A 24846-nucleotide genomic window follows, 5' to 3' on the forward strand; every position below is an offset into this window, starting at 1 on the left:
CAGATATAGAAAGACTTCTGGGCGAGTTTCCATTTGCCACAAAAATTTCCATTATAATTGTTTTGTTTTTGCAGATAATAGGCTTACGGTAAACAAAAGCTTTTGATGTGCTTCACAAAAGAGATGAAGCACATGCCGATTAAAATAGAGTAACTGTTGACAAAGCAAAAAACAAAACATTTATTAAAATGTCATCCGGATGATTCCAGATAACATGGAGGTAAAATACAATGGCAAAAAGTTATACCAAAACCAATCAGGTGGAAGTACCGGAAGCGAAGGACGCAATGGACCGTTTTAAAATGGAAGTTGCCAATGAGATCGGTGTGGATTTAAAACCGGGTTATAACGGTAATATCACAGCGAAGGAAGCTGGTTCCATCGGTGGAGAGATGGTTCGTAAAATGATCAAAAAACAGGAACAGCAGATGGCAGGAAGCAGCGAGGAATAATTTCAGCTGAATAAAGCATGCTGATTCCGGACAAAATATCATAAAATACGGAAAAAGATAAATGACAGAAGGCTGTCGCTCTGGTCTGTGACCGGGGCGGCGGCTTTTGTCATATAACCGGATATTTCCGGGAGCTCTTTTTGTAAACAGCCCAGGGAGCCTTGTTCCAGGGAGTCTTTTCGAAAAAAATTATGGACAGTCCACTCTGAACATGCTATAATACTAAAATGTGTTTTCAGATTTACAAAAACCGAACTGAACAGGAAGAGGCGGATTGGATTTCTCGTTCCCTGTTTTGGTTAAAAATAAGGAACATATGATTTAAGGAGGAAACGTAATGAGTGTACAGGTTGAAAATTTAGAGCATAATATGGCGAAGCTGACCATCGAGGTGGACGCTGCTGAATTTGATGCTGCCTGCAAGAAAGTATATAATAGAAAGAAAGGTTCCTACAGTCTTCCGGGATTCCGTAAGGGCAAGGTTCCGATGAATATCATCGAGAAGACATACGGCGCAGGTATCTTCTATGAAGATGCTGCCAATGAGATCATGCCGAAGGCATACGCAGACGCTCTGGAGGAGACCAAGCTTGACGTGGTTTCCCGTCCGGAAGTAGATGTGACACAGATCGGAAAAGGAGAGAACTTCATCTTTACTGTTTCCGTAGCTGTGAAACCGGAAGTAACTCTGGGACAGTACAAAGGACTGGAAGTAGAGAAAGACGCTGTGGAAGTGACCGACGAGGAAGTGGACGCAGAACTTAAGAAAGCACAGGAGCAGAACGCAAGAGAGATCACAGTGGAAGACCGTCCGATCAAAGAGGGCGACATCATCACTCTGAATTATGCGGGAACCATCGACGGAGTTCCGTTTGATGGCGGTACTGCAGAGAGCCAGAAGCTGGAAATCGGCTCCCACTCTTTCATTGATACCTTCGAAGATCAGCTGGTGGGACTGAACATTGGCGATGAGAAAGACGTAGAGGTTACCTTCCCTGAGGAGTACCATGCGGCAGAGCTTGCCGGCAAACCGGCAAACTTCCATGTGAAGATTCTTGGCATCACTGAGAAACAGCTGCCGGAGATCGACGATGATTTCGCACAGGATACCACAGAATTTGATTCTCTGGAAGAATACAAAGCAGATATCAAGGCTAAACTTCTCAATGACAAAGAGGAGCAGGCTAAGAATACCATGGAAAACGCACTGGTAGAGAAAGCAGTAGAGAATGCGACAATGGATATCCCGGATGCCATGGTGGAATCTCAGGTAGACCAGATGGTTCAGGAATTCCAGCAAAGAGTAAGCTATCAGGGTATTTCCTTTGATCAGTATCTGCAGTTCACCGGTCAGAATCCGGATACTTTCAGAGAGAGCATGAAACCGGAAGCATTAAGAAGAATCCAGAGCAGCCTTGTTCTTGAGGCCATTGTGGCAGCAGAGAATATTGAAGCTACAGACGAAGACCTGAATAAGGAATTCGAGAGAATGGCATCCATGTACCAGATGGAGGCAGATCAGATCGCTTCTTACATGGGAGATGCTGAAAAAGAAAACATGAAAAATGATATTGCCATCCAGAAGGCAGTGGACTTCATCAGAGAACAGGCTGTTGTGACAGAAGCTTCCGAAGAACTTGAATATGAGGGTGGAGACGCTGAGTAAGAAGAGCGGACCACTCAAAGTCAGCTAGAATAATAAGGGAACAGGAGGTAGTAATATGAGTTTAGTACCTTATGTTATTGAGCAGACCAGTCACGGGGAGAGATCTTATGATATTTACTCCCGTTTGTTAAAAGACAGAATTATTATTCTGGGAGAAGAAGTCAATGATGTGACAGCCAGTCTGGTTGTCTCCCAGATGCTTTTCCTTGAGGCCGAAGACCCGGATAAAGATATCAATCTGTATATCATGAGCCCGGGCGGATCCGTTACCGCGGGTATGGCCATCTATGATACCATGCAGTTTATCAAGTGTGACGTATCCACCATCTGTATGGGTATGGCGGCCAGCATGGGCGCCTTCCTGCTGGCAGGAGGAACCAAGGGCAAGCGTCTCGCGCTTCCGAATGCGGAGATCATGATTCACCAGCCGTCGGGCGGCGCACAGGGTCAGGCAACAGAGATTGAGATTGTGGCTGACCAGATTTTGAAGACCAAAGAAAAATTAAATCGTATTCTCGCAGAGAATACGGGACAGACTTACGAGAAGATCAAGGCCGACACAGAGAGAGATAACTACATGACAGCACAGGAAGCGCTGGAGTACGGTATCATCGATGTGGTTGTGGACAAGAGACAGTAGGGCTGCCGGATGATTTCCGGTTGAGGATTTTCAGACCGGATAAACAAAAAACAGCATCTGGCAAAGCGCAGTAAGTTGACATATGAAGGTTACCGCGGTATATTTGCTGTGGTAACCTTTCCTTAAAAATATGCGGTTTTTCGCTGAAGGCGGAACGCCGTTATATGACAGCGTAAAAGAGGTGAAATAAATGGCGTCACGAACGGACAATAACAAGCAGTTTCGTTGTTCCTTTTGTAATAAGACCCAGGACCAGGTAAGAAAACTGGTGGCAGGGCCAAAGGGCGTATATATCTGTGATGAGTGCATCGAGGTATGTGCGGAGATCATGGAAGATGAATTTGAAGAATATAACGATGACACCCAGGAGATCAACCTGATGAAGCCGAAGGAGATGAAGGCATTTCTGGATGATTATGTCATCGGACAGGAAGAGGCAAAAAAGGTCTTGTCTGTGGCTGTTTATAACCATTATAAACGGATTCTCACAGATAAGAGTTACGATATAGAGTTACAAAAGAGTAATATCATCATGCTGGGGCCGACCGGTTCTGGTAAAACCTTACTGGCACAGACACTGGCAAGGCTCTTGAACGTACCGTTTGCCATCGCTGATGCGACGGCTCTGACGGAAGCCGGCTATGTGGGCGAGGATGTGGAGAATATTCTCCTGAAGCTCATTCAGGCTGCCGACTATGACATAGAGAGAGCACAGACCGGTATTATTTATATTGATGAGATTGACAAGATCACCAGGAAGTCTGAGAATACATCCATCACCAGAGACGTTTCCGGCGAGGGAGTACAGCAGGCATTGCTTAAGATTCTTGAGGGAACCGTAGCTTCCGTTCCGCCGCAGGGCGGAAGAAAGCACCCGCATCAGGAGTTTCTTCAGATAGATACGACCAATATTCTTTTTATCTGCGGTGGTGCCTTTGATGGTCTTGAGAAGATCATCGAGAGCCGGATCGGAAAGAAATCCATCGGTTTCCAGGCAGAAGTGGCCGGCAAAGAGAAAAAAGATGTCGGTGAGCTGCTCAAACAGGTACTGCCGGAAGACTTTGTGAAATTCGGTCTGATTCCGGAGTTCATCGGTCGTGTGCCTGTCAATGTTTCTCTGGAGCCGCTGGATGAGGAGGCGCTGATCCGTATCCTTACAGAACCAAAGAGTGCTCTGGTGAAACAATATCAGAAGCTCTTTGAACTGGATGGTGTGGAACTGATCTTTACCGAGGACTCTCTGAAGGCCATTGCCGAGAAGGCCATTGCCAGAAAGACAGGAGCCAGAGGACTCCGCTCCATTGTGGAATCAGTGGTCATGGATCTGATGTACACGATTCCTTCTGACGAGCTGGTGGCAACCTGTACCATTACCGCGGAGGCGGTGGAGGGAACCGGGGAACCGATCCTGACCTATCATGATGAGCCCGTCAGCAAGAAGAGCATCACAAAAAAACACAGGAAAAAAACCGGCAACGAGATTGCTTAACATCATAAATAACGGGCTGACACAAGGAGATGTGCATAAACATTTATTGTGCCGGCCCTTTATGATTCTAAAGGAGGAAATTTTATGGAGAATCGATCATTCCCGGCGCTTGCGCTTCGGGGGAAGATGATTTATCCGGATACATCAGCCTTTTTTGAGGTTTCCCGGGCCAAATCCCTGAAAGCTCTGGAGGAGGCTGTTAATCATAATCAACTGATTTTTTTATTGAATCAAAAAGATCCGGCGGAGGAGAATCCGTCAAAGGATGATCTGTATCAGGTCGGCACCATCGCAAGGATTCAGCAGATGGTCAAAGCAGGGCAGGGAATCCTACGGGTGTTTGTGGAAGGTCTTGCCCGGGCGAAGGTGCTGGATTTTCAGGATGTGGAGCCGTGCCCGTGGGTGATCGTGGAACAGATAGATTCCGAAGAATTTCCGGAGGGGGAAAACGACGAGAAAGCCCGTTTCCGGCTGATCACCGACCTGCTCAGCGAATTTATCGACAAAAATCCGGGATTTCTTACCAATCAGATCCAGGCTGCCATCGACAAAGGAAAGCTGCTCCCGCTCATGTACGAACTGGCTTTAGAACTTCCGTTTGATCTGGAGCGAAAGCAGCAGTTTCTCGAGGAGACCAGCGTGGTCCGTCAGTCAGAAATGCTCATGAATATCCTGATGGAAGAGTCGGAAATCAGTGATATCCGCAATGAGATCACAGAGAAAGTCAAGAAAAATGTGGATAAGAACCAGAAAGATTATCTTCTGCGGGAGCAGCAGAAGGTGATCCGCAAGGAACTGGGAGAGGAAGACATTTCTTCCGATGCTGATGAATATCTGGAAAAATGTGAAAAGCTCCACGCATCCAAAGAAGTGAAGGATAAGATACGAAAAGAAATCAATCGCTTCAAGAGTGTGCCGCCTATGGCTTCCGAGAGCATTGTCATGCGCAATTATATCGAGACCATGCTGGAAATGCCATGGAAGAAGGCTTCCAAGGACAATAAAGATCTCAAAAAGGCCACGGCCATTCTGGAAGAAGACCATTACGGTCTGGAAAAGGTAAAGGAGAGAATCCTTGATTATCTGGCAGTCCGTTCTCTGACGAAAAAAGGGGAGACGCCGATCCTTTGCCTGGTGGGACCGCCGGGAACCGGAAAGACATCCATTGCCAAATCCATTGCCCGTGCATTGAATAAGAAGTATGTCCGCATTTCTCTGGGCGGCGTCCACGATGAAGCCGAAATCCGCGGCCACAGAAAGACCTATGTGGGAGCCATGCCGGGGCGGATTGCCGAAGGTATCCGGCAGGCCGGCGTGAGAAACCCGCTGATGCTTCTGGATGAGATTGATAAAGTGAGCAGCGATTATAAGGGAGATACGGCTTCCGCTCTGCTGGAGGTGCTGGATGGCGAACAGAATGTCAATTTCCGGGATCACTATCTGGAGGTGCCGCTGGATCTGAGCGAAGTGCTGTTCATTGCCACAGCCAACGAGCCGGAACGAATTTCCAGACCGCTTCTTGACCGTATGGAGATCATTGAATTGTCCAGTTATACGGAAAATGAAAAGTTTCATATAGCCAAACAATATCTGATCCGCAAACAGCGCAAAGCCAACGGTATTTTGAAAAAACAGATTGACATCCCTGATGATGTGATTTACGAGATTATCCGTTCCTACACCAGAGAGGCCGGTGTCCGGGATCTGGAAAGAAAGATCGGCCGGATCATGCGCAAAGCCGCCAGAGCTATACTGGAGGGCCAGGATAAGCTGGAAGTACATGTGGAAGACCTGGAAGACCTGCTGGGAATGGCGCCTTACTCAGAAGATGACAAAGCGACTAAGCCGCAGGTGGGCATCGTCCGCGGCCTGGCCTGGACCAGCGTCGGCGGGGACACGCTTTCCATCGAAGTAAATGTGATGCCGGGCAAGGGAAAACTGGCGCTCACCGGCCGCATGGGAGATGTTATGAAAGAGTCCGCTCAGATCGGTTTGAGTTATATTCGTTCTATTGCGAGACAGTATGAGATTGACGGCGAATTTTTTGAGAAGCATGACATCCATATCCATATTCCTGAGGGAGCTGTGCCGAAGGACGGACCGTCCGCGGGAATCACTATGACCACCGCCATGCTTTCCGCCATCACCGGACGGAAAGTCCGGGGAGATCTGGCCATGACGGGAGAGATTACTCTGCGGGGACGGGTCCTGCCGATCGGAGGTCTGAAAGAAAAGCTTCTGGCGGCCAAGGCAGCCGGCATGAAGGAAGTGCTGGTGCCGGATAAGAACCGGAGGAATATCCGGGAACTGGACAAAGAGATTACAGAAGGTCTTAAAATTACATTTGTGGAAGACATGTCCCAGGTGCTTGAAAAAGCGTTTGTGGATTAAGTGAAACCTTCCCCGTAATCGCGGAGAAAGCGAGGAGAACACATATGATCATAAAAAATGTAGAACTGGAAACGGTCTGCGGTATCACCAGCAAGCTGCCGGAGAATCAGCTGCCGGAGGTGGCTTTTGCGGGCAAATCCAACGTGGGCAAATCTTCCCTGATCAATGCCCTTGTCAACCGGAAATCGCTGGCCAGAACGTCCGGTCAGCCGGGAAAGACCCAGACTATTAACTTTTATAATGTCAATAAAGAAATGTACATCGTGGATCTGCCGGGATACGGTTATGCGAAAGTATCAAAGGAAGTGGCGGCAAAGTGGGGACCGATGATCGAGAATTATCTGCACACTTCCCGCCAGCTGCGCATGGTCTTTTTGCTCATTGATCTGCGTCATAAACCGGGGGCCAATGATATTCAGATGTACCGGTGGATACTCAGTAATGGCTTTTCGCCGGTGATCGTCGCCACCAAGGCGGATAAGATCAAGAGAAGTCAGCTGAAAAAGCAGTTAAAGCAGCTGGAGGAGACGCTGAAGGTCATCGAAGGCGTTCCGATCATCCCGTTTTCTGCGGTCACAAAGCAGGGAAGGGATGAAATCTGGGAGCTCATCGAGACTTACGCCCTGGGCGAGGAGATGGAGATTTCGGAGGAGGAATAGTAAAAAGGAGAAGAGTCCGTTATGAAAAGGCGGACCCTTCTCCTTGATTTTTGTCAATGATCCAAAAGCAGTGTTTCCATTACCTGGCAGTAGACCGTATCGCTTTTTTCAGACCATTTATCACAGATGGCGATGGCCTGTTCTTTGGATACCACGTTGATCTTCAGCTCCATGAGGATGGTGCCCCGTTCTTTGATCTGGGCATGCACCATGTATTCCCCTTTTTTCAGCGGGTAATAATCGGCGGTGATATTGACTTCCTTGCGGAGCTGATATTTGTGTTCTTTAAAATAGCCGAGAATGTCATTTTTAATGGCGTCGGATATTTTGGAATCAAACATCTGCAGAGCTTCCCGTCCGTTTTGCGTCAGATGGTAATGGGTGGTGTTGCGGATCAGTTCGCCCCGGATAAAAGAGGATTCTGCCAGCTCATTGACGGCTTGCTGCATGTGAAAATAGGAGGTATAGCCATGGGTGACAAAGAATTCGCTGAGTTGAGAAGTGGTCAGCGGAAAATCCAGATTGTCCAGCATGTACAGTACCATTAATTTATATAAAGTTAACGATTCTTCAGACATTGTTCTCTCCGTTTCGTGCATAAATGTACCGGCTTTCTGCCGGTCTCCTGTATCATGTATTCCTGTATCATTTCTCTGTGATCATAGAGCCTGCCGCAGGATGTACCTGCCATTGCTTTCCCTGAAAAGAATCCCGCCGTTTCATTTCCTGATGGATGGAATTCAATACGTTCCGTTTGTGGAGACTCCAGGTGGGAGCGATGAGCAGATCTCTCGGCCCGTCGCCGGTCATTCGCTCAATGACGATATCGGGGCGAAGCATCTCTATACAGGAAATCACACAAGAGATATAACTTTCCGGCGTAAACAGGGGAAAAGGCTCCTGTGCATAAATATCCGCCAGCCGGGTATTCTTTAAAATATGAAGCATGGACAGCTTGACTCCGCCGACGGGCAGCGCGTTTACATACCGGATGGTTTCCGCCAGCATCTCAGGAGATTCGCCGGGCAGACCGAGGATCAGATGAGCGGTGGTCCGGATACCGCGGGCGGCACATGCTTCCGCGGCCTGGGTGAATACTTCTGTTCGGTATCCGCGGTTTAAAAAAGCGGCCGTGGAATCGTGGCAGGTCTGCAGGCCCATTTCCAGAAAGACTGGTTTGATCCGGTTGATTTCTTCCAGGAGATCAAGGACCGGTGCAGGAAGACAGTCCGGCCGGGTTCCGATGGCGATGGCGGCAATCTCTTCTGGTGCGATGGCTTCCTCATAGAGAGCCCGGAGTCGATCCACCGGTCCGTAAGTGTTGGTAAACGCCTGAAAATAGGCGATATATCTGCCGCCGGAATACTTTTTGCTGCTCTGGCCTTTTCCACGGGCAATCTGCCCGGAGACAGAAAGCCGGGAACTCTCTGCGTAGTCTCCGCTTCCGCCTTCACTGCAGAAAATGCAGCCGCCCTCAGATAGAGTGCCATCCCGGTTTGGACAGGTAAAACCGCCGTCGATGCTGATTTTATAAACTTTTTCTCCGAACGTTTCTTTTAAAAAACGGCTGTAGGAGTAGTAGCGTTCCATGTTTTTTCATCCTTCCAGAGCTTTATTTTATCATCAGGAATACGTTTATGCAAATAAAAACAGTTGTTTTCTCCGGAAAATGTGTTATCATAGTTGTATTATAAATAATTATGTGAAATATATAGAAGATTCTTTCTTATGCATATCAATAGTCTCATTGTTCTGAGATATTATTTATACCCTGACTAAAATATGGACATGTCTGCACATTTGCTCTGCCGGACCGGCGGGCGCGGTATTATCGTTGTTTCCACGGTTTCTGATATTTTAAATTTCTGAGAAATCGCGGGCAGTGCAGACGGTGGTTTTTTGATATACAATGGAGGTTTATATGAATTATAGAAATATGACATTGCTGCAGCTGCGTGCTGCGGCCAAAGAAAAAGGACTTCGGGGCATCAGCACACTGAAAAAGGAGCAGCTGATCGAGCGGCTGATGGAAACAGAGCATACATCCAATACAGAACGTCCGGAACGTCATCCGTCACATTTTGGTGAAAGAGGAAGAACGGAGCGTCAGAATCATGAGCATATGAACGGCGAGCGCGCGGATCATGGCAGAAGAAATTTTGAGCAGCCAAGAAACAACGAGCATCAGGAATATGAGAGAAGGACAGAAGAACGGACAGAGTACGGCCGGTCTGAGAATGAGCGTCCGGAACACAGCCGGACAGAAAATGGCCGCACAGAAAATGGTATGAAAAGCGAGCTGGAGAGTCTGGACAGCGGCGAGAAAGCCAACGGTATTCTGGAAGTCATGCCTGACGGCTACGGATTTATCCGCTGTGAGAACTATCTGCCGGGGGAGAACGATGTGTATGTCTCCCCGTCTCAGATACGGAGATTTAATTTAAAAACCGGAGATATCCTGGTGGGAAATACCCGGGTAAAGACCCAGAATGAGAAATACAGCGCACTGCTTTATGTGGAGTCGGTCAACGGATATAAACCTTATGAGGCCCAGAGAAGAAAAAGTTTTGAAGATCTGACTCCGATCTTCCCGAATGAGAGGATCCGTCTGGAGATTCCGGGAGCGCCGGTATCCATGCGGATGGTGGATCTGCTTTCTCCGATCGGAAAAGGCCAGAGGGGAATGATCGTATCCCAGCCGAAAACCGGAAAGACCACCCTTTTAAAACAGATTGCCAAGAGTATCACCACGGCCTACTCCGATATGAAGCTGATCGTTCTGCTCATCGATGAGCGTCCGGAGGAAGTGACTGATATCCGGGAGTACATTGAGGGACCGAACGCGGAAGTAATCTATTCCACCTTTGACGAGCTGCCGGAACATCACAAACGGGTGTCCGAGATGGTGCTGGAGCGGGCCAAACGTCTGGTGGAGCACGGAGAGGATGTGGTGATTCTTCTGGACAGTATCACCCGTCTGGCAAGGGCCTACAACCTGGTGGTGCCGCCAAGCGGACGGACCCTGTCCGGAGGTCTTGATCCGGCGGCATTACATATGCCGAAAAAGTTCTTCGGAGCAGCCAGAAACATGCGGGAGGGCGGCAGCCTGACCATTCTTGCCACCGCTCTGGTGGATACCGGAAGCAAGATGGACGATGTGGTCTTCGAGGAATTCAAGGGCACCGGTAATATGGAACTGGTTCTTGACAGGAAACTTTCCGAGAAGAGAATTTTCCCGGCCATCAATATCCAGAAATCCGGAACCCGGCGGGACGACCTGCTTCTCACCAAAGAAGAGCAGGAGATCGTATTTGCCCTGCACCGGGAAATGTCCGGAAACCGTGCCGAAGAAAATGTGGAGCAGATTCTTCAGTTCTTTAAGAGAACCAAAAATAACCAGGAATTTATACAGGTAATGCGCCAGTCCCTGTTGAAATAATTACAAAAATCCGTCGGTGTCAGTATGGGGAAACAGTAATTCTTGACGGAGTACGATTTCTGTGAAATAATGAAATGGACATATTTTGTTCCGATTTGAAAAGCGATTAACACGGTTAATATGCTGACCTTATACAAAATGTCGTTCATGTCAAATGGACGTGTCAGAACGGAAAGAAACAGGAGAAGAAAAATGAATCGTTTTAAGAACTTTTTTCATGGAATATACGGAATTGACGGATTGTCCTGCGGACTGCTGTTTTTAAGTATTCTGATCAACCTGCTGACCGCGGTGATCCCGGTGGAAGGGATCCGGAATCTGAATCCCATTGGGTTGATTCCTCTGCTGCTCTGTCTGCTGCGGTTCTTTTCCCATAATCACCAGACAAGAAGACGGGAGAACGAGCGTTTCTTAAAGATCATGCGGCCATTGTTCGAGTACTTTGACCGAAAGAGCGAGGAACGGGAACAGGCACAGATTTTCCGGTTTTTCAAATGCCCCGCATGCTCCCAGAAGATCCGGGTTCCCAGAGGAAAGGGCAAGATTGAGATTACCTGCCCCAAATGCGGAAATAAATTTATAAAGAAAACGTGACATATATTCAAGATTCGCCTGCGAGTCTTGGCGCAAGAGTTCTGCTTAGCAGAACTCTTTGTTTATGTCACGGAAAATTTTGTGAAAATAAATATCATAAGGACATTGTTGAAAACAGTGGCGCAGGACTAATGATCGCACTGCATTGCTTCCGCAGCTTTTTTGGAAAACACACATCCGCAGTAGTTCTGCCGGTAAAGATGATATTCTTCCGACAGTGCGATGGAACGGAGATACCCGCCCTTTTTCTTGAAATCAGAAGGCAGATGGCGTACGCCATATTCTTCGGCCAGACGCTCCCCGATTTCGTTGATCCACTGGGCGTTTTTATGGGGACTGATGGAGAGGGTGGTGGTGAAATAGTCGGCGTGAAGTTCGGCGGCTTTTTTGGCGGCCTCCCGCATCCGGAGTTCATAGCAGTGGTAGCAGCGTTCTCCCCGCTCCGGCAGGTCTTCCATACCCTTTGCCATTTCAAAAAAACATCCCGGATCATAGCTGCCTTCCATGAGAACAACCTGTCCGCGTTCTTCATAGCCGGCTTCCCGGATGAATCTTTGCAGTTCGTGCATCCGTTTTTGATATTCCGTTTCCGGCGTGATATTAGGATTATAGAAAAATAATGTAATATGACAATATCTGGTCAGGTATTCCAGCACGTAGCTGCTGCAGGGAGCGCAGCAGGCGTGAAGAAATAAATGAGGTTTCTGTTCTTCCGGCAGATTTTCGCCGATCTGCCCGGTGATTTTGTCCAGTTCTTTCTGATAATTTATTTTATTCATAGAAAAGTCCTTTCCGGTCGATTCGCCTGTCTCGTTGATACTTTTGAGTTATCAAATAATGATAATAACAGAAATGAGGCCGTTTTTCCAGCGGGAAAAGCGGACAAAAAAGTACCTTTGTACAGACAACGGAAGGCGTTCACTTTTTGCCGTCGGCTTCATATACTAATAAAAAAATGCAGGTGTATCTATGGCAGATTATGGACAATTGAAGATCAGTCTGGTGGAGTCCGGCAGTGAGCGGCCGGTGCCGGGGGCGTCGGTGGAGATTTCTTCTACGGGGGAGCCGGACCAGATCCTGGAGCGGCTCATGACGGATTCCTCCGGGCAGACGGAGACGGTGGAACTGGAGGCGCCGCCTGTGGAGTATTCCATGGAGCCGACAGATGAGCAGCCTTATTCCGAGTATAATCTGCGGATCAATGCGCCGGGGTATGAGCCGCTGACGGTTTCCGGCGCGCAGATTTTTTCCGGGCAGCTGGCCCTGCAGAATCAGGGAATGCTGCTTTCGGCGCAGGCTCAGGGAGATTACCGGATTCTGGCCATCGGGCCGCATACATTGTTTGGAGAGTATCCGCCGAAGATTGCGGAAAATGAGATCAAAGATATTCAGGCCACCGGAGAGGTGGTGCTGAGCCGGGCGGTCGTTCCGGAATTTATGGTGGTCCATGACGGAGCGCCTTCGGATGCCACGGCGCCGAATTACTATATTCAATATAGAGATTACATTAAAAATGTGGCTTCCTGCGAGATCTACTCCACATGGCCGGAGGCGACCCTGCGGGCCAATATTCTTGCCATCATGTCTTTCTCTCTGAACAGAGTGTACACGGAATGGTACCGGAACCGGGGATATGACTTTACCATCACTTCTTCCACGGCCTATGACCAGAAGTGGATCAACGGCAAGACCATCTATGAGAGTATCAATCTGGTGGTGGATGATATTTTTAACGCGTATCTGTCAAGACCCGATGTCAGTCAGCCGATTCTGGCTCAGTACTGTGACGGACGAAAGGTGACCTGTCCGAATCATCTCAGTCAGTGGGGATCCAAGAGTCTTGGTGACGAAGGATTGTCGGCGGAAGAGATTCTTCAATATTATTACGGAAGCGATATCTATATCAATACGGCGGATATGATATCCGGCGTTCCGGCGTCCTGGCCGGGATATACGCTGACCGTGGGCTCTTCCGGAGAAAAGGTCCGCCAGATGCAGGCGCAGTTAAACCGAATTGCGGAGGACTATCCGGCCATGCCGACTATCCGGGCCGACGGAATCTTTGGTTCCGCCACGAAGAATTCCGTGGAGACCTTCCAGCGGATCTTTAACCTGCCGGTGACCGGGCAGGTGGATTTTGCCACCTGGTATAAGATCAGTCAGATTTATGTGGGAGTGAGCCGGATTGCGGAACTGAACTGACAAATGCTTTATTGAAAAGCTTATCAGGCAATAAGATGAAAGAAAATACCGGTCCGTCGGGGGAAATCCTGTGACACAGCATTTTTGCAGGATTCGAAAAAATAATTGCAGAAAGTGGTGCGTTGATTTCAAAAAGAAAGAAAGCGCGCCACTATTTTTTTCACCATTTACCGGACTTGTCTCTTAATAAAATAAGGAAAACAGGGAATCTTCAGAGACAGCAGAGACAAACAGGCAGAGCCGGAAAGAGGAAACGCAGGAGATGCTCAGAATAAAAACGATAGTTAAAAATTTGAAAAATTCATATTTCCACTCTTGTATTTGAGGATGATATATGTTAGAATTTTAGCAATTTAAGCAATGATACGGTGGCGCAGTCTGAATTGACGCGGTGTGGCGGATCTGTGAATTTGATCTGCCGCCATACAGAGAAAAAGATACGCTCCCGGCGCGGATGGATCATATCTGTTCCGCTGTTTCTAAGCCGGGGGTTCCCGTCTTTTTTTTTGCGCGCACGCAAAAAGTCCTTTGACAGGGCGTAAGCCTGCGTGGGAAGAATGAGATGGCCGGGGAGGCGGAAAGCCGACCGGGAGGGAAACGATCGTTGCGAGAATTATCTATATTTTGTAAACCATAATCAATGTTCTATATAGAAAGGAACGAGACATCATGAAAGCATTTCTAATCTTAGAAGATGGAACGGTGTTAACGGGAGAAAGCTTTGGCGCCCAGAAGGAAGTCATCAGTGAAATCGTTTTTAACACATCCATGACAGGATATCTTGAGATACTCACAGACCCGTCTTATGCAGGGCAGTCTGTGGTGATGACCTATCCCCTGATCGGCAATTACGGTATCTGTACAGAGGATATGGAATCTGTGCATCCGTGGACCAGTGGCCTCATTGTGAGAGAATATTCCAAGCTGGCCAGCAATTTCCGTAATGAAATGACATTGGATACATTTTTAAAGAAATACGATATTCCCGGAATCGCCGGCGTGGACACCAGATATCTCACCAAAATTTCCAGAGAACACGGTGTCATGAATGGTCTGATTACCACCAGAGAAGATTTTGACCTTGAAAAAGAGCTGGAACGCATCAGAGCCTATAAAGTACAGGGCGTTGTCCGGGAAGTCTCATGTAAGGAGAAAAGAGTGCTGCCGGGAGACGGATTCAAGGTTGCGCTGATGGATTACGGCGCAAAATACAACATTGAGAAGTCTTTAAACCGGCTGGGATGTCAGGTTACCGTATATCCTGCCTACACGAAGGCGGAAGAAGTTCTTGCCGATGAGCCGGACGGCATCATGCTCTCCAACGGTCCGGGAGACCCGAAGGAATGCGTGGAGATCATTGAGGAGCTCAAGAAGCTGTTCGCCACGGATGTGCCGATTTTCGGTATCTGTCTCGGCCACCAGCTCATGGCTCTGGCCAACGGCGCGGATACGAAGAAAATGCGCTACGGCCACAGAGGGGCCAACCATCCGGTGAAAGATTTAAAGACCGGCAAGGTGTACATTTCCTCCCAGAATCACGGTTATGTGGTTATGGAAGATTCCCTGAACCGGGATGTGGCGGAGGTGAGCTTCGTCAACGTCAATGACGGAACCCTGGAAGGTATCCACTATCTGGGCAAGAATGTCATGACGGTGCAGTTCCATCCGGAAGCCTGCCCGGGACCAAATGATTCCGAGTTTTTATTTAAAGAGTTTATGAATATGATGGAGGTAGCGAAAGATGCCTAGAAATCCCAGTATAAAAAAAGTTCTTGTCATCGGTTCCGGTCCGATCGTTATCGGACAGGCCGCAGAGTTTGACTATGCAGGAACCCAGGCCTGCCGTTCCTTAAAAGAAGAAGGAATCCATGTGGTTCTGGTCAACTCCAATCCGGCGACGATCATGACAGACAAAGACATTGCCGATGAAGTATATATTGAACCGCTGACACCGGAAGTGATCAAAAAGCTTATTTTAAAGGTGTCCCCGGACAGCCTTCTGCCTACTCTGGGCGGACAGGCGGCCCTGAACATTGCCATGGAGCTTGATGAATGCGGTTTCTTAAAAGAGCATAAAGTAAAGCTGATCGGAACCACCGGAAAGACCATCCGGAAGGCGGAAGACCGTGAGGCTTTCAAGGAGACCATGGAGAAGATTGGTGAGCCTATCGCACCGAGCCAGATCGTCACCAATGTGGAAGACGGTCTTGCCTACGCGAAGGAGATTGGTTATCCGGTCGTGCTGCGTCCTGCCTACACACTGGGCGGCAGCGGCGGCGGTATCGCTGAGAATGAAGAAGAATTTGTGGAAATCATCCAGAACGGTCTTCGTTTGAGCCGTGTGGGCCAGGTTCTTGTGGAACGCTGCATCGCCGGCTGGAAAGAGATCGAGTACGAGGTAATGCGGGACGGAAACGGTACCTGTATCACCATCTGTAACATGGAAAACATTGACCCTGTGGGTGTGCATACCGGCGACAGTATCGTAGTCGCTCCTTCCCAGACTCTGGGAGATAAGGAGTATCAGATGCTCAGAAACTCAGCCCTGAATATCATTTCCGAGCTGGGAGTGGAAGGCGGATGTAACGTGCAGTTCGCTCTGCATCCGGACAGCTTTGAGTACTGCGTTATTGAGGTAAATCCTCGTGTCAGCCGTTCCTCTGCGCTGGCTTCCAAGGCCACCGGTTATCCGATCGCCAAGGTTACCGCAAAGATCGCTCTGGGCTATAATCTGGACGAGATCAAGAACGCGGTCACAGGAAAGACCTTTGCCAGCTTTGAGCCGGCGCTTGACTACTGCGTCGTAAAAGTGCCGCGTCTTCCGTTCGATAAATTTATTTCCGCGTCCCGTCATCTGACCACACAGATGAAGGCCACCGGAGAGGTTATGAGTATCTGCACGAACTTTGAAGGTGCGCTCATGAAAGCGCTTCGTTCCCTGGAACAGCATGTGGACAGCCTGATGCACGGAGACTTTGATAAATTAAGCGATAAAGAACTGGTGGAACATCTGCACATCGTGGATGACCTGCGCATTTACTGTATCGCGGAAGCATTAAGAAGAAAGATGGATCCGGCGATGATTCACGACATCACAAAGATTGACCGCTGGTTCATTGATAAATTCAACAACATTGTGGAGATGGAAGCAGCCCTCAGAAACTGCGGCGGCGAGCCGGATGAGGCGCTTCTGCGGGAAGCAAAACGGATGGAATTCCCGGATACGGTGATCGGTCAGCTGATCGGAAAAGATGAGGCTTATGTGAAGAACCTTCGCCGTCAGATGGATATCCGTCCGGCTTATAAAGTGGTAGACACCTGTGCGGCAGAGTTTGACGCAGAGACACCATATTACTATTCCTGTTTCGGAAGCTTCAATGAAGTGGAAGAGACCAGCGATAAGAAAAAGATCATGGTCCTTGGCTCCGGCCCGATCCGGATCGGACAGGGTATCGAATTTGACTACTGTTCCGTTCACAGCGTGTGGGCGTTCAAGGAAATGGGTTATGAGACCATCATCGTCAACAACAACCCGGAGACTGTCAGCACCGACTTTGATATTGCGGACAAGCTGTATTTCGAGCCTCTGACGGAAGAGGATGTGGAACATATCGTGGAGCTTGAGAAGCCGGATGGAGCTGTGGTACAGTTCGGCGGACAGACAGCCATCAAACTGACAGAGAAGTTAAATAAGATCGGCGTGCCGATCCTTGGAACCAGCGCGGAGAATGTAGATGCCGCCGAGGACAGAGAACTGTTTGACCAGATCCTTGAAGAATGCTGCATCCCTAGACCAAAGGGAGATACTGTATTTACCAAGGAAGAGGCGCTGCGGGTAGCCAATGAGCTGGGCTATCCGGTTCTGATCCGTCCATCCTACGTACTGGGCGGCCAGGGTATGCAGATTGCCGTTTCCGATGAGGATATCGTGGAATTCATGGATATCATTCAGCGGTATGCCCAGGAACACCCTATCCTCATTGATAAGTATCTCATGGGCAAGGAAGTGGAAGTCGACGCGGTCTGCGACGGCGAAGAGATCCTGATTCCGGGTATCATGCAGCACGTGGAGAGAGCCGGTATCCATTCCGGAGACAGTATTTCCGTATACCCGGCCAGAGACCTTTCTCCGAAGATCAAGAAGGTCATTGCCCATTATACAAGACTGCTGGCAAGAGCTCTCCATGTGGTGGGCCTGATCAACATTCAGTTCATCGTATACCAGGATGAAGTGTATGTCATCGAGGTGAACCCTCGTTCTTCCAGAACGGTGCCGTATATCAGCAAGGTAACCGGTATCCCGATCGTGGATCTGGCCACAAAAGTAATGACCGGACAGAAGTTAAAAGACCTGGGTTACGAGCCGGGACTGGCTCCGGAATCCCCATACTGGGCCATCAAGATGCCGGTATTCTCCTTCGAGAAGATCCGTGGAGCGGATGTCAGCCTTGGACCGGAGATGAAGTCCACAGGAGAATGTCTGGGTATCTCCAAAAACTACGAGGAAGCGCTCTATAAAGCATTCCTTGGCGCGGGCATCAACCTGCCGAAACATAAAAAGATGATCATGACCGTAAAAGACGCTGACAAACTGGAAGCCGTGGAAGTGGGACGCCGGTTTGCGGCTCTGGGCTATGAGATTTACGCCACAAGAAGTACCTGCAAGTGCTTAAGAGACAACGGCGTACCGGCCAAGAGGGTCAATAAGATAGAAGAAAACCGGCCGAATCTGCTGGATCTCATTCTGGGCCATCAGATTGACCTGATCTTAGATACCCCGTCTCAGGGAATCGAGAGAAGCAAAGACGGATTTATCATCCGTCGTCACGCGGTGGAGACCGGTGTGACCTGCCTGACTTCCATCGATACAGCCAATGCGCTGCTGACCAGTCTGGAGTCCGACTGCCGGGATGATCTGTCTCTGGTGGATGTGGCACGTATTGATAAAGAGATTGAGGAAGAGCATAAAAAATAAAAGCGGGCGGCCGCAGGGGCGGAAAAGAGCAATGACAGCTTCCGCCCCGATCATGAGAACAAAACAGTAATCCGTAAATATATGGAGGATGGACATGAAAAAGTATACCAAACAGGATATTATACAGCTGGTGGAAGAAAATGACGTCCAGTTCATACGTCTGCAGTTTACCGATGTGTTTGGAGCCCTGAAAAACGTGGCGATTCCCACCAGTCAGCTGGAACGTGCTCTTGACAATAAATGTATGTTTGACGGCTCTTCCATTGAAGGGTTTGTGAGAATCGAAGAATCCGATATGTATCTGTATCCGGATCTGAACACTTTCGAGATTCTTCCGTGGAGACCGCAGCACGGCCGGGTGGCGAGATTCATGTGTGATGTATACCGCCCGGAAGGGATTCCCTTTGAGGGAGACAGCCGCTATGTGCTGAAAAAGGTGCTGGAAAAGGCATCGGAGATGGGATACACCTTTGATGTGGGCCCGGAATGCGAGTTTTTCCTTTTCCATACGGATGACAATGGACAGCCGACGGTGATCACCCACGAGAAAGCGGGATATTTCGATGTGACTCCGCTGGATCTGGGAGAAAATGCGAGAAGGGACATCATTCTCAATCTGGAGCAGATGGGCTTCGAGATCGAGGCGTCCCATCATGAGGTGGCTCCGGCTCAGCATGAGATCGACTTTAAGTATGACAATGCGCTGGCCACCGCCGATAAGATCATGACGTTTAAGATGACGGTGAAAACCATCGCAAAACGCCACGGCCTCCATGCCACCTTTATGCCGAAGCCGATCCAGAATGTGGATGGTTCCGGTATGCATATCAACATGTCTCTGGAAAAAGACGGAAAGAACATTTTCTTTGATAAAAACGATCCGGAGGGCTTAAGTGAAGACTGCTATCATTTTGTGGCAGGTCTCATGAAGCATGTGCGGGGCATGACCTGCATCTGTAATCCTCTGGTGAACTCTTATAAGCGTCTGGTGCCGGGATATGAAGCCCCGGTGAATATCGCCTGGTCTTCCATGAACCGCAGTCCGCTGATCCGGATTCCGGCCGCGAGAGGCGCGGGCACCCGGGTGGAATTTCGCAGCCCGGACGGCGCGTCCAATCCATATCTGGTCATGGCACTCTGCCTGGCAGCCGGTCTTGACGGCATTAAAAATAAGCTGATGCCGCCAAAACAGGTGGGAAGAAATATGTACATGCTGACAGATGAACAGCTTCGTAGTATGAAAATCGGAGAGCTTCCGAGAACCCTCGGAGAAGCATGCAGCGCTTTTGAGGAGGATTTATTCCTGCAGAGCATTTTGGGACCGCATATTGCAGGAAAGTTCCTGGAGGCCAAAAAGAGAGAGTGGAATGAATACTGTGAATACGTTTCACAGTGGGAAATCGACGAGTATCTTTATAAATTTTAGAATTCACAGGAAACCACACAATTGAATGTCTGCAGGTGAAAGAATTGATCAATATAATTGTTGTTTTCCCAAAGAAGGAAGTTGCGTTAAAAATTAAAAACATTCTTGTGAAGAACGGATATGACGTGGCGGCCGTATGTCTGACCGGCGCCCGGGCCATGGAAGCCGTGGAGCGTCTGGAAGCGGGCGTGCTCATCTGCGGCATTCGATTTGTCGATATGGTATATCACGAGCTCAAAGAATATCTGCCGGATTATTTTGAGATGATCGTGGTGGCCAGACGGGAGCAATGGCAGGAATACGGAGAAGATGATGTGGCCTGGCTTCCACTGCCGATGAGAGGCTTTGACCTGGTGGATCTGGTAGCAGAAATGCAGGGCGAGATCGCCCGGAAGCTGAAAAGAGACAGGAGCAGGCCGAAAGTCCGCACAGCGGAAGAACAAAATGTCATCAATCATGCCAAAGAGCTTCTGATGGAGAAAAACGGCTGTACAGAAGAGGAAGCACACCGTTATCTCCAGAAGCAGAGTATGGACAGCGGCACCAATCTGGTGGAGACCGCCTATATGGTTCTTGATATGTTTTAGGTGACGGAAGACAGGTGAGAAAGGAGAAGGCGATGAAGTTTACGAAGATGCATGGTATCGGAAACGATTATGTATATATCAACTGTTTTGAGGAAGAAGTAAAGAATCCGGAAGCTTTGGCAAAATTCGTCAGCAACCGTAATTTTGGAGTGGGTTCCGACGGACTGATTCTCATTCGTCCGTCCGATGTGGCGGATTTCCGGATGGAGATCTATAACTCCGATGGTTCCCAGGCGGAAATGTGCGGAAACGGCATCCGCTGTGTGGGAAAATATGTGTATGATAACGGCCTGACCGATAAGACCGATATCACGGTGGACACTCTGGGAGGTATCAAACACCTGAAACTGACTGTGGAAGACGGAAAAGTATCCCTTGTCCGCGTCAACATGGGCGAGCCGGTTCTGGATCCGGAGAAGATTCCGGTCAGATACAAAGAAAATCCGGTGGTCAATGTGCCTATCGAGGTCAACGGAAGAGAATATCACATATCCTGCGTATCCATGGGAAATCCTCATGCGGTGGTTTTCATGAACCATGTGAAAGATCTGGATATCCGGATGATCGGTCCGTGTTTTGAGAACCATACCCGTTTCCCAAAACGGATCAATACGGAATTTGTGGAAGTCACAGACCGGAAAAATGTCAACATGCGCGTGTGGGAGCGGGGCGCGGAGGAGACTTTGGCCTGCGGTACCGGTGCCTGCGCGGTGACGGTGGCCTGCGTGTTAAATGACAAGACGGATAATCAGATTACCGTTCATCTTCTGGGCGGAGATCTGCAGATCGAGTGGGACAGGGAGTCCAACCAGGTCTATATGACCGGACCGGCCACCACGGTATTTGACGGAGAACTTTACGAGTATCCGGAAGAATAGAAAGATCCGGGAATCTGCCGCGCACGGCGGATATCACGAAAAAATACAAACAGCATCAGGCGATCAGCCGGAGAGGAGACAAACATGTTTAAGATTAATGATAATTATTTAAAACTGCCGGGCAGTTATCTGTTCTCAAATATTGCAAAAAAAGTGGATGCTTACAGCAAGGCACATCCGGATAAAGAGATCATCCGTCTCGGTATCGGCGATGTGACCCAGCCTCTGGCGCCGAAGATCATCGAGACCCTTCATGAAGCGGTGGACGAGATGGCACACGCAGAGACATTCCACGGCTATGCTCCGGATCTGGGCTACGCATTTTTAAGAGATACCATCGCCAAAAATGATTATAAGGACAGAGGCTGCGATATCAGCGCCGATGAAATTTTCGTCAGCGACGGTGCAAAGTGCGACTCCGGAAATATTCAGGAGATTTTCAGTGTGGATAATAAGATCGCTGTCTGCGACCCTGTTTATCCTGTTTATGTGGATACCAATGTTATGGCGGGAAGAACCGGCACCTATGATCCGGCCACAGAGACCTGGAGTGATGTGATCTATATGCCGTGTACCGCAGAGAATAACTTTATTCCGGAATTCCCGAAAGAGAATCCGGATCTGATCTATCTCTGCATCCCGAACAATCCGACAGGAACCACCATCACAAAAGCACAGCTGCAGGAGTGGGTGGACTACGCCAACCGGATTGGCGCCGTTATCATTTACGATGCCGCCTATGAGGCATACATCAGCGAGGATGATGTTCCGCACAGCATTTATGAGTGCGAAGGGGCAAGAACCTGCGCCATCGAGCTGCGGAGCTTTTCCAAGAATGCCGGCTTTACCGGAACCCGTCTGGGCTTCACGGTTGTACCAAAAGATCTGAAGGCAGGGGACGTATCTCTGCACGCACTCTGGGCAAGACGTCACGGAACCAAATACAACGGCGCACCGTACATCATTCAGAAGGCAGGCTGGGCATGCTATACAGAAGAAGGCAAGGCGCAGTTAAAAGAGCAGGTTGCTTACTATATGAACAACGCAAAAACGATTAAGGAAGGTCTGGCAGACGCAGGATTTACTGTGTTTGGCGGAGTAAACGCACCATATATCTGGCTGAAAACACCGGATAAGATGACTTCCTGGGAGTTCTTTGATTACTTGCTTGATAAAGCAAATGTGGTGGGAACTCCTGGTTCAGGATTCGGACCGAGCGGAGAAGGATATTTCCGTCTCACCGCTTTCGGATCCCATGAGAACACCCTCCGTGCTATGGAGAGAATTAAAAATCTGTAAAGAGATATACCGTCGGAAATTGTTTCCGGCGGTATATTTTGTGTCTGTAAGGAAATCTTACAAAATGTGAAGATTCTTTTAATTCTTTTTCATAATAATGATTTTTTTATACAGATGTGCTATCATATCAAAAGGTTTGCATTTTCTCAATGTGCATGAAACAGACATTTTCAGATAGAAATCGGGCCTTGGTATGCCCGGATCAGGATGAAAAGCAGGGAGGACAAGAATGTTTGGAAACAAAAAAAACGACAGTTTCTCCGGAAATGAGAAACAGAATGCTCCGGGAAGTGGAGACAAAGAGAAAAAGTTCACAGGTTCTCTGGAAAAAATAGAGGGAAAAAAAGAAAAGCTTTCAAAACTTTTGAAACGAAAAAAGAAAGACGAGGAACCAGTTTCCCTGTATGAGCCGGAGATGGAGTATGTCACCGCGGAAGAACTGCAAAAAGAAGAAAAAGAGCGCGTGAACGCGGCAGCGCAGAAAGAGGGCGGCGGTACGGACAGCGGCAGGCAGGACGGCGCGCAGACAACCGGCGGGAAAGAGCAAAAGATCGGGAAAGATTCCGGCGTCCGGACGAGGTTTAAGAATCTCTTTTCCAAAAAGGATGAAGCAGCGCAGAAGACCGGGACTGCCGGTCCGCAGAGCACTTTGTTTGACGATGAGCCGATCCTTTATGATATTGATGATGAAAAGGGACTGCGGAAGCTTTCAAAGAAGAAGCTGGCAGTGATCGCCGGGGCGGTGGTCATTGTCCTGGGAGCCGCTTCTTATTTTATTTTCACGAATCTTGGCGGTTCCGTGGACGGAACGGCCTACGTGGAGTCGGTGAAAGATATCATGAGTTACGGCAGCGGCAGCGGTATGAACAACCGCTACACCGGAGAGGTGGAACCGCAGGATTCCTGGGATATCACACTGCAGTCGGATCTTTCCGTGGATGAATGTTATGTGAAGGCCGGAGATCAGGTCAAAGAGGGAGATAAACTGTTTTCTTATAATACAGAGGAGATGACTCTGGCAAAAGAGCGAGCGCAGCTGGAAGTGGAGACTCTGAAGAATGAGAACTCAGAACTCCAGCAGAATATCAAGACATACCAGAACGATCTGAAAAGCGCCAGCACCAGGGAGCGGATCGAACTGCAGACAGAGATCCTGACTGCCCAGACAACCATTAAAAAGAATGAATACAGCATTGATTCCGCCAACGATGAGATCGATGATCTGAATAAAAATATCAAGGATGCCACTGTGACCAGCAAGATGGACGGTGTGGTACAGAGCATCAACGAGGAAGTGGGCATGGGCTCCGGTTCGGATGATTCCGACGATGAGGACTCTTACGATTATTCAGATACCGGAGATGACTCCACTTACATGACCATCGTGGCAGTGGGAGACTACCGTGTCAAGGGAAGTGTTTCCGAGACCAATGTATGGTCTTTGACGGAAGGAGATCCGGTGATCATCCGTTCCCGTGTGGATGACACGGCCAAATGGACCGGAGTGATCAGCTCCATCAATACCGATGAGACGGAAGATTCCGACGAGTCTTCGGATGATATGGATTACTATATGGATGATTCCTCTTCCGGAGAGTCCGCATCCACCTATAATTTTTATGTGGAGCTGGACAGCGATGACGGCCTGATGATGGGACAGCATGTCTTCATTGAACAGGATTTCGGACAGGATGAGGAACGGGAAGGCATCTGGCTGCCGTCCGCCTATATTTATATGGATGAGGATAAGTATTATGTATGGCGGGCGAACCGTCGTGACCGGCTGGAGCTTCATGAAGTAACCGTCGGAGAGTATGACGAGGATCTGGATGAATATCAGATTCTGGACGGACTGGATGAAGATGATTATATCGCCAGCGATACCGGCAGTCTTCAGGAAAACATGAAAACGACCACCGATATTTCCGAAGCCGATACTACAGACGAATATTATGAGGAAGAAACCTCCGATGATGACTTGTACTATGACGAGGGAGACGGGGATGAATACTATGACGATGAATCCTCCGATGATGAAATGTATGAGGATTCCTATGAGGATGACGGTCTCGGAGATGATATCGATCTGATTGACGAGGGATTTGACCCGGCGGAATTTGAGTAGGATAACGACGGAATGTGAAGGACA

Annotated in this window: 19 protein-coding genes; 16 read left to right on the forward strand and 3 right to left on the reverse strand. The window is 48.8% G+C overall.

The window, feature by feature from the left end; genetic code table 11:
- Nucleotides 1-230 precede the first annotated feature (230 nt).
- From B5E53_RS14425 to yihA, 6 genes are all read left to right on the forward strand, one after another.
- Nucleotides 231-452 carry an alpha/beta-type small acid-soluble spore protein gene (locus tag B5E53_RS14425; protein WP_087316257.1) on the forward strand — a complete coding sequence of 74 codons (222 nt, stop codon included), beginning with the start codon at nucleotides 231-233 and terminating at the stop codon, nucleotides 450-452.
- A 337-nt stretch (nucleotides 453-789) separates the two neighbouring features.
- Nucleotides 790-2118 carry a trigger factor gene (tig, locus tag B5E53_RS14430; protein WP_087316259.1) on the forward strand — a complete coding sequence of 443 codons (1329 nt, stop codon included), beginning with the start codon at nucleotides 790-792 and terminating at the stop codon, nucleotides 2116-2118.
- 55 nt (nucleotides 2119-2173) lie between these two features.
- Entirely contained in the window at nucleotides 2174-2758 is a 585-nt protein-coding gene (gene clpP / locus B5E53_RS14435) for an ATP-dependent Clp endopeptidase proteolytic subunit ClpP (protein ID WP_087316261.1), read from the forward strand.
- 190 nt (nucleotides 2759-2948) lie between these two features.
- A complete protein-coding gene (gene clpX, locus B5E53_RS14440) occupies nucleotides 2949-4247 on the forward strand; it encodes an ATP-dependent Clp protease ATP-binding subunit ClpX (protein ID WP_087316263.1) in 1299 nt (432 codons plus the stop codon).
- Nucleotides 4248-4331: 84 nt separating this feature from the next.
- On the forward strand, nucleotides 4332-6638 hold the full coding sequence (gene lon, locus B5E53_RS14445) for an endopeptidase La (RefSeq protein ID WP_087316265.1): 2307 nt from the start codon (nucleotides 4332-4334) through the stop codon (nucleotides 6636-6638).
- Between the two features lie 44 nt (nucleotides 6639-6682).
- Nucleotides 6683-7297: a ribosome biogenesis GTP-binding protein YihA/YsxC gene (yihA, locus tag B5E53_RS14450; protein ID WP_087316267.1), complete on the forward strand. Its 615-nt coding sequence runs from the start codon at nucleotides 6683-6685 to the stop codon at nucleotides 7295-7297.
- 53 nt (nucleotides 7298-7350) lie between these two features.
- Here the strand turns inward: yihA and B5E53_RS14455 are convergent, their stop codons facing one another.
- Nucleotides 7351-7896, reverse strand: coding sequence for a DUF4364 family protein (locus B5E53_RS14455; protein WP_242963745.1), 546 nt, complete (start codon nucleotides 7894-7896; stop codon nucleotides 7351-7353).
- Nucleotides 7897-7942: 46 nt separating this feature from the next.
- Entirely contained in the window at nucleotides 7943-8887 is a 945-nt protein-coding gene (locus B5E53_RS14460) for a TIGR01212 family radical SAM protein (RefSeq protein WP_087316271.1), read from the reverse strand.
- 331 nt (nucleotides 8888-9218) lie between these two features.
- Here B5E53_RS14460 and rho point away from each other — a divergent pair, with 331 nt between their 5' ends.
- Nucleotides 9219-10736, forward strand: coding sequence for a transcription termination factor Rho (gene rho / locus B5E53_RS14465; RefSeq protein ID WP_087316273.1), 1518 nt, complete (start codon nucleotides 9219-9221; stop codon nucleotides 10734-10736).
- Between the two features lie 192 nt (nucleotides 10737-10928).
- A complete protein-coding gene (locus B5E53_RS14470) occupies nucleotides 10929-11330 on the forward strand; it encodes a hypothetical protein (protein WP_087316275.1) in 402 nt (133 codons plus the stop codon).
- A gap of 128 nt (nucleotides 11331-11458) precedes the next feature.
- On the opposite strand, the gene B5E53_RS14475 is transcribed toward B5E53_RS14470, so the two are convergent.
- The gene (locus B5E53_RS14475; RefSeq protein ID WP_087316277.1) at nucleotides 11459-12109 is read right to left on the reverse strand and encodes an epoxyqueuosine reductase QueH; all 651 of its coding nucleotides are present in this window, start codon (nucleotides 12107-12109) and stop codon (nucleotides 11459-11461) included.
- A 190-nt stretch (nucleotides 12110-12299) separates the two neighbouring features.
- Between B5E53_RS14475 and B5E53_RS14480 the strand changes: the two genes are divergently transcribed.
- The 8 genes from B5E53_RS14480 (at nucleotide 12300) to B5E53_RS14515 (ending at nucleotide 24822) form a co-directional block, all read left to right on the forward strand.
- A complete protein-coding gene (locus tag B5E53_RS14480; RefSeq protein WP_087316279.1) occupies nucleotides 12300-13532 on the forward strand; it encodes a peptidoglycan-binding protein in 1233 nt (410 codons plus the stop codon).
- 669 nt (nucleotides 13533-14201) lie between these two features.
- The gene (locus B5E53_RS14485) at nucleotides 14202-15281 is read left to right on the forward strand and encodes a carbamoyl phosphate synthase small subunit (RefSeq protein WP_087316281.1); all 1080 of its coding nucleotides are present in this window, start codon (nucleotides 14202-14204) and stop codon (nucleotides 15279-15281) included.
- Nucleotides 15274-18507 carry a carbamoyl-phosphate synthase large subunit gene (carB, locus tag B5E53_RS14490; protein ID WP_087316283.1) on the forward strand — a complete coding sequence of 1078 codons (3234 nt, stop codon included), beginning with the start codon at nucleotides 15274-15276 and terminating at the stop codon, nucleotides 18505-18507. The genes B5E53_RS14485 and carB overlap by 8 nt, the downstream gene beginning before the upstream one ends.
- A 94-nt stretch (nucleotides 18508-18601) precedes the next feature.
- The gene (gene glnA, locus B5E53_RS14495) at nucleotides 18602-19933 is read left to right on the forward strand and encodes a type I glutamate--ammonia ligase (RefSeq protein ID WP_087316285.1); all 1332 of its coding nucleotides are present in this window, start codon (nucleotides 18602-18604) and stop codon (nucleotides 19931-19933) included.
- Between the two features lie 35 nt (nucleotides 19934-19968).
- The gene (locus B5E53_RS14500; protein WP_242963747.1) at nucleotides 19969-20520 is read left to right on the forward strand and encodes an ANTAR domain-containing protein; all 552 of its coding nucleotides are present in this window, start codon (nucleotides 19969-19971) and stop codon (nucleotides 20518-20520) included.
- A gap of 32 nt (nucleotides 20521-20552) precedes the next feature.
- Nucleotides 20553-21398, forward strand: coding sequence for a diaminopimelate epimerase (dapF, locus tag B5E53_RS14505; RefSeq protein WP_087316289.1), 846 nt, complete (start codon nucleotides 20553-20555; stop codon nucleotides 21396-21398).
- Nucleotides 21399-21482: 84 nt separating this feature from the next.
- Nucleotides 21483-22697 (forward strand): LL-diaminopimelate aminotransferase, encoded by a 1215-nt coding sequence (locus B5E53_RS14510; RefSeq protein WP_087316291.1) that lies wholly within the window; start codon nucleotides 21483-21485, stop codon nucleotides 22695-22697.
- Nucleotides 22698-22926: 229 nt separating this feature from the next.
- Nucleotides 22927-24822: a biotin/lipoyl-binding protein gene (locus B5E53_RS14515; protein ID WP_087316293.1), complete on the forward strand. Its 1896-nt coding sequence runs from the start codon at nucleotides 22927-22929 to the stop codon at nucleotides 24820-24822.
- The last annotated feature ends 24 nt before the right edge of the window (nucleotides 24823-24846 follow it).

It is taken from the genome of Eubacterium sp. An11, from assembly GCF_002161065.1.
Taxonomy (GTDB): Bacteria; Bacillota; Clostridia; order Lachnospirales; family Lachnospiraceae; genus Anaerobutyricum; species Anaerobutyricum faecale.

Coding starts and splice junctions, on each gene's coding strand:
- B5E53_RS14425 (WP_087316257.1), top strand. CDS start 231: ATGGCAAAAAGTTATACCAAAACCAATCAGGTGGAAGTACCGGAAGCG.
- B5E53_RS14485 (WP_087316281.1), top strand. CDS start 14,202: ATGAAAGCATTTCTAATCTTAGAAGATGGAACGGTGTTAACGGGAGAA.
- clpX (WP_087316263.1), top strand. CDS start 2,949: ATGGCGTCACGAACGGACAATAACAAGCAGTTTCGTTGTTCCTTTTGT.
- B5E53_RS14455 (WP_242963745.1), bottom strand. CDS start 7,896: ATGCACGAAACGGAGAGAACAATGTCTGAAGAATCGTTAACTTTATAT.
- lon (WP_087316265.1), top strand. CDS start 4,332: ATGGAGAATCGATCATTCCCGGCGCTTGCGCTTCGGGGGAAGATGATT.
- B5E53_RS14515 (WP_087316293.1), top strand. CDS start 22,927: ATGTTTGGAAACAAAAAAAACGACAGTTTCTCCGGAAATGAGAAACAG.
- carB (WP_087316283.1), top strand. CDS start 15,274: ATGCCTAGAAATCCCAGTATAAAAAAAGTTCTTGTCATCGGTTCCGGT.
- B5E53_RS14460 (WP_087316271.1), bottom strand. CDS start 8,887: ATGGAACGCTACTACTCCTACAGCCGTTTTTTAAAAGAAACGTTCGGA.
- dapF (WP_087316289.1), top strand. CDS start 20,553: ATGAAGTTTACGAAGATGCATGGTATCGGAAACGATTATGTATATATC.
- clpP (WP_087316261.1), top strand. CDS start 2,174: ATGAGTTTAGTACCTTATGTTATTGAGCAGACCAGTCACGGGGAGAGA.
- glnA (WP_087316285.1), top strand. CDS start 18,602: ATGAAAAAGTATACCAAACAGGATATTATACAGCTGGTGGAAGAAAAT.
- B5E53_RS14470 (WP_087316275.1), top strand. CDS start 10,929: ATGAATCGTTTTAAGAACTTTTTTCATGGAATATACGGAATTGACGGA.
- B5E53_RS14510 (WP_087316291.1), top strand. CDS start 21,483: ATGTTTAAGATTAATGATAATTATTTAAAACTGCCGGGCAGTTATCTG.
- B5E53_RS14480 (WP_087316279.1), top strand. CDS start 12,300: ATGGCAGATTATGGACAATTGAAGATCAGTCTGGTGGAGTCCGGCAGT.
- yihA (WP_087316267.1), top strand. CDS start 6,683: ATGATCATAAAAAATGTAGAACTGGAAACGGTCTGCGGTATCACCAGC.
- B5E53_RS14475 (WP_087316277.1), bottom strand. CDS start 12,109: ATGAATAAAATAAATTATCAGAAAGAACTGGACAAAATCACCGGGCAG.
- rho (WP_087316273.1), top strand. CDS start 9,219: ATGAATTATAGAAATATGACATTGCTGCAGCTGCGTGCTGCGGCCAAA.
- tig (WP_087316259.1), top strand. CDS start 790: ATGAGTGTACAGGTTGAAAATTTAGAGCATAATATGGCGAAGCTGACC.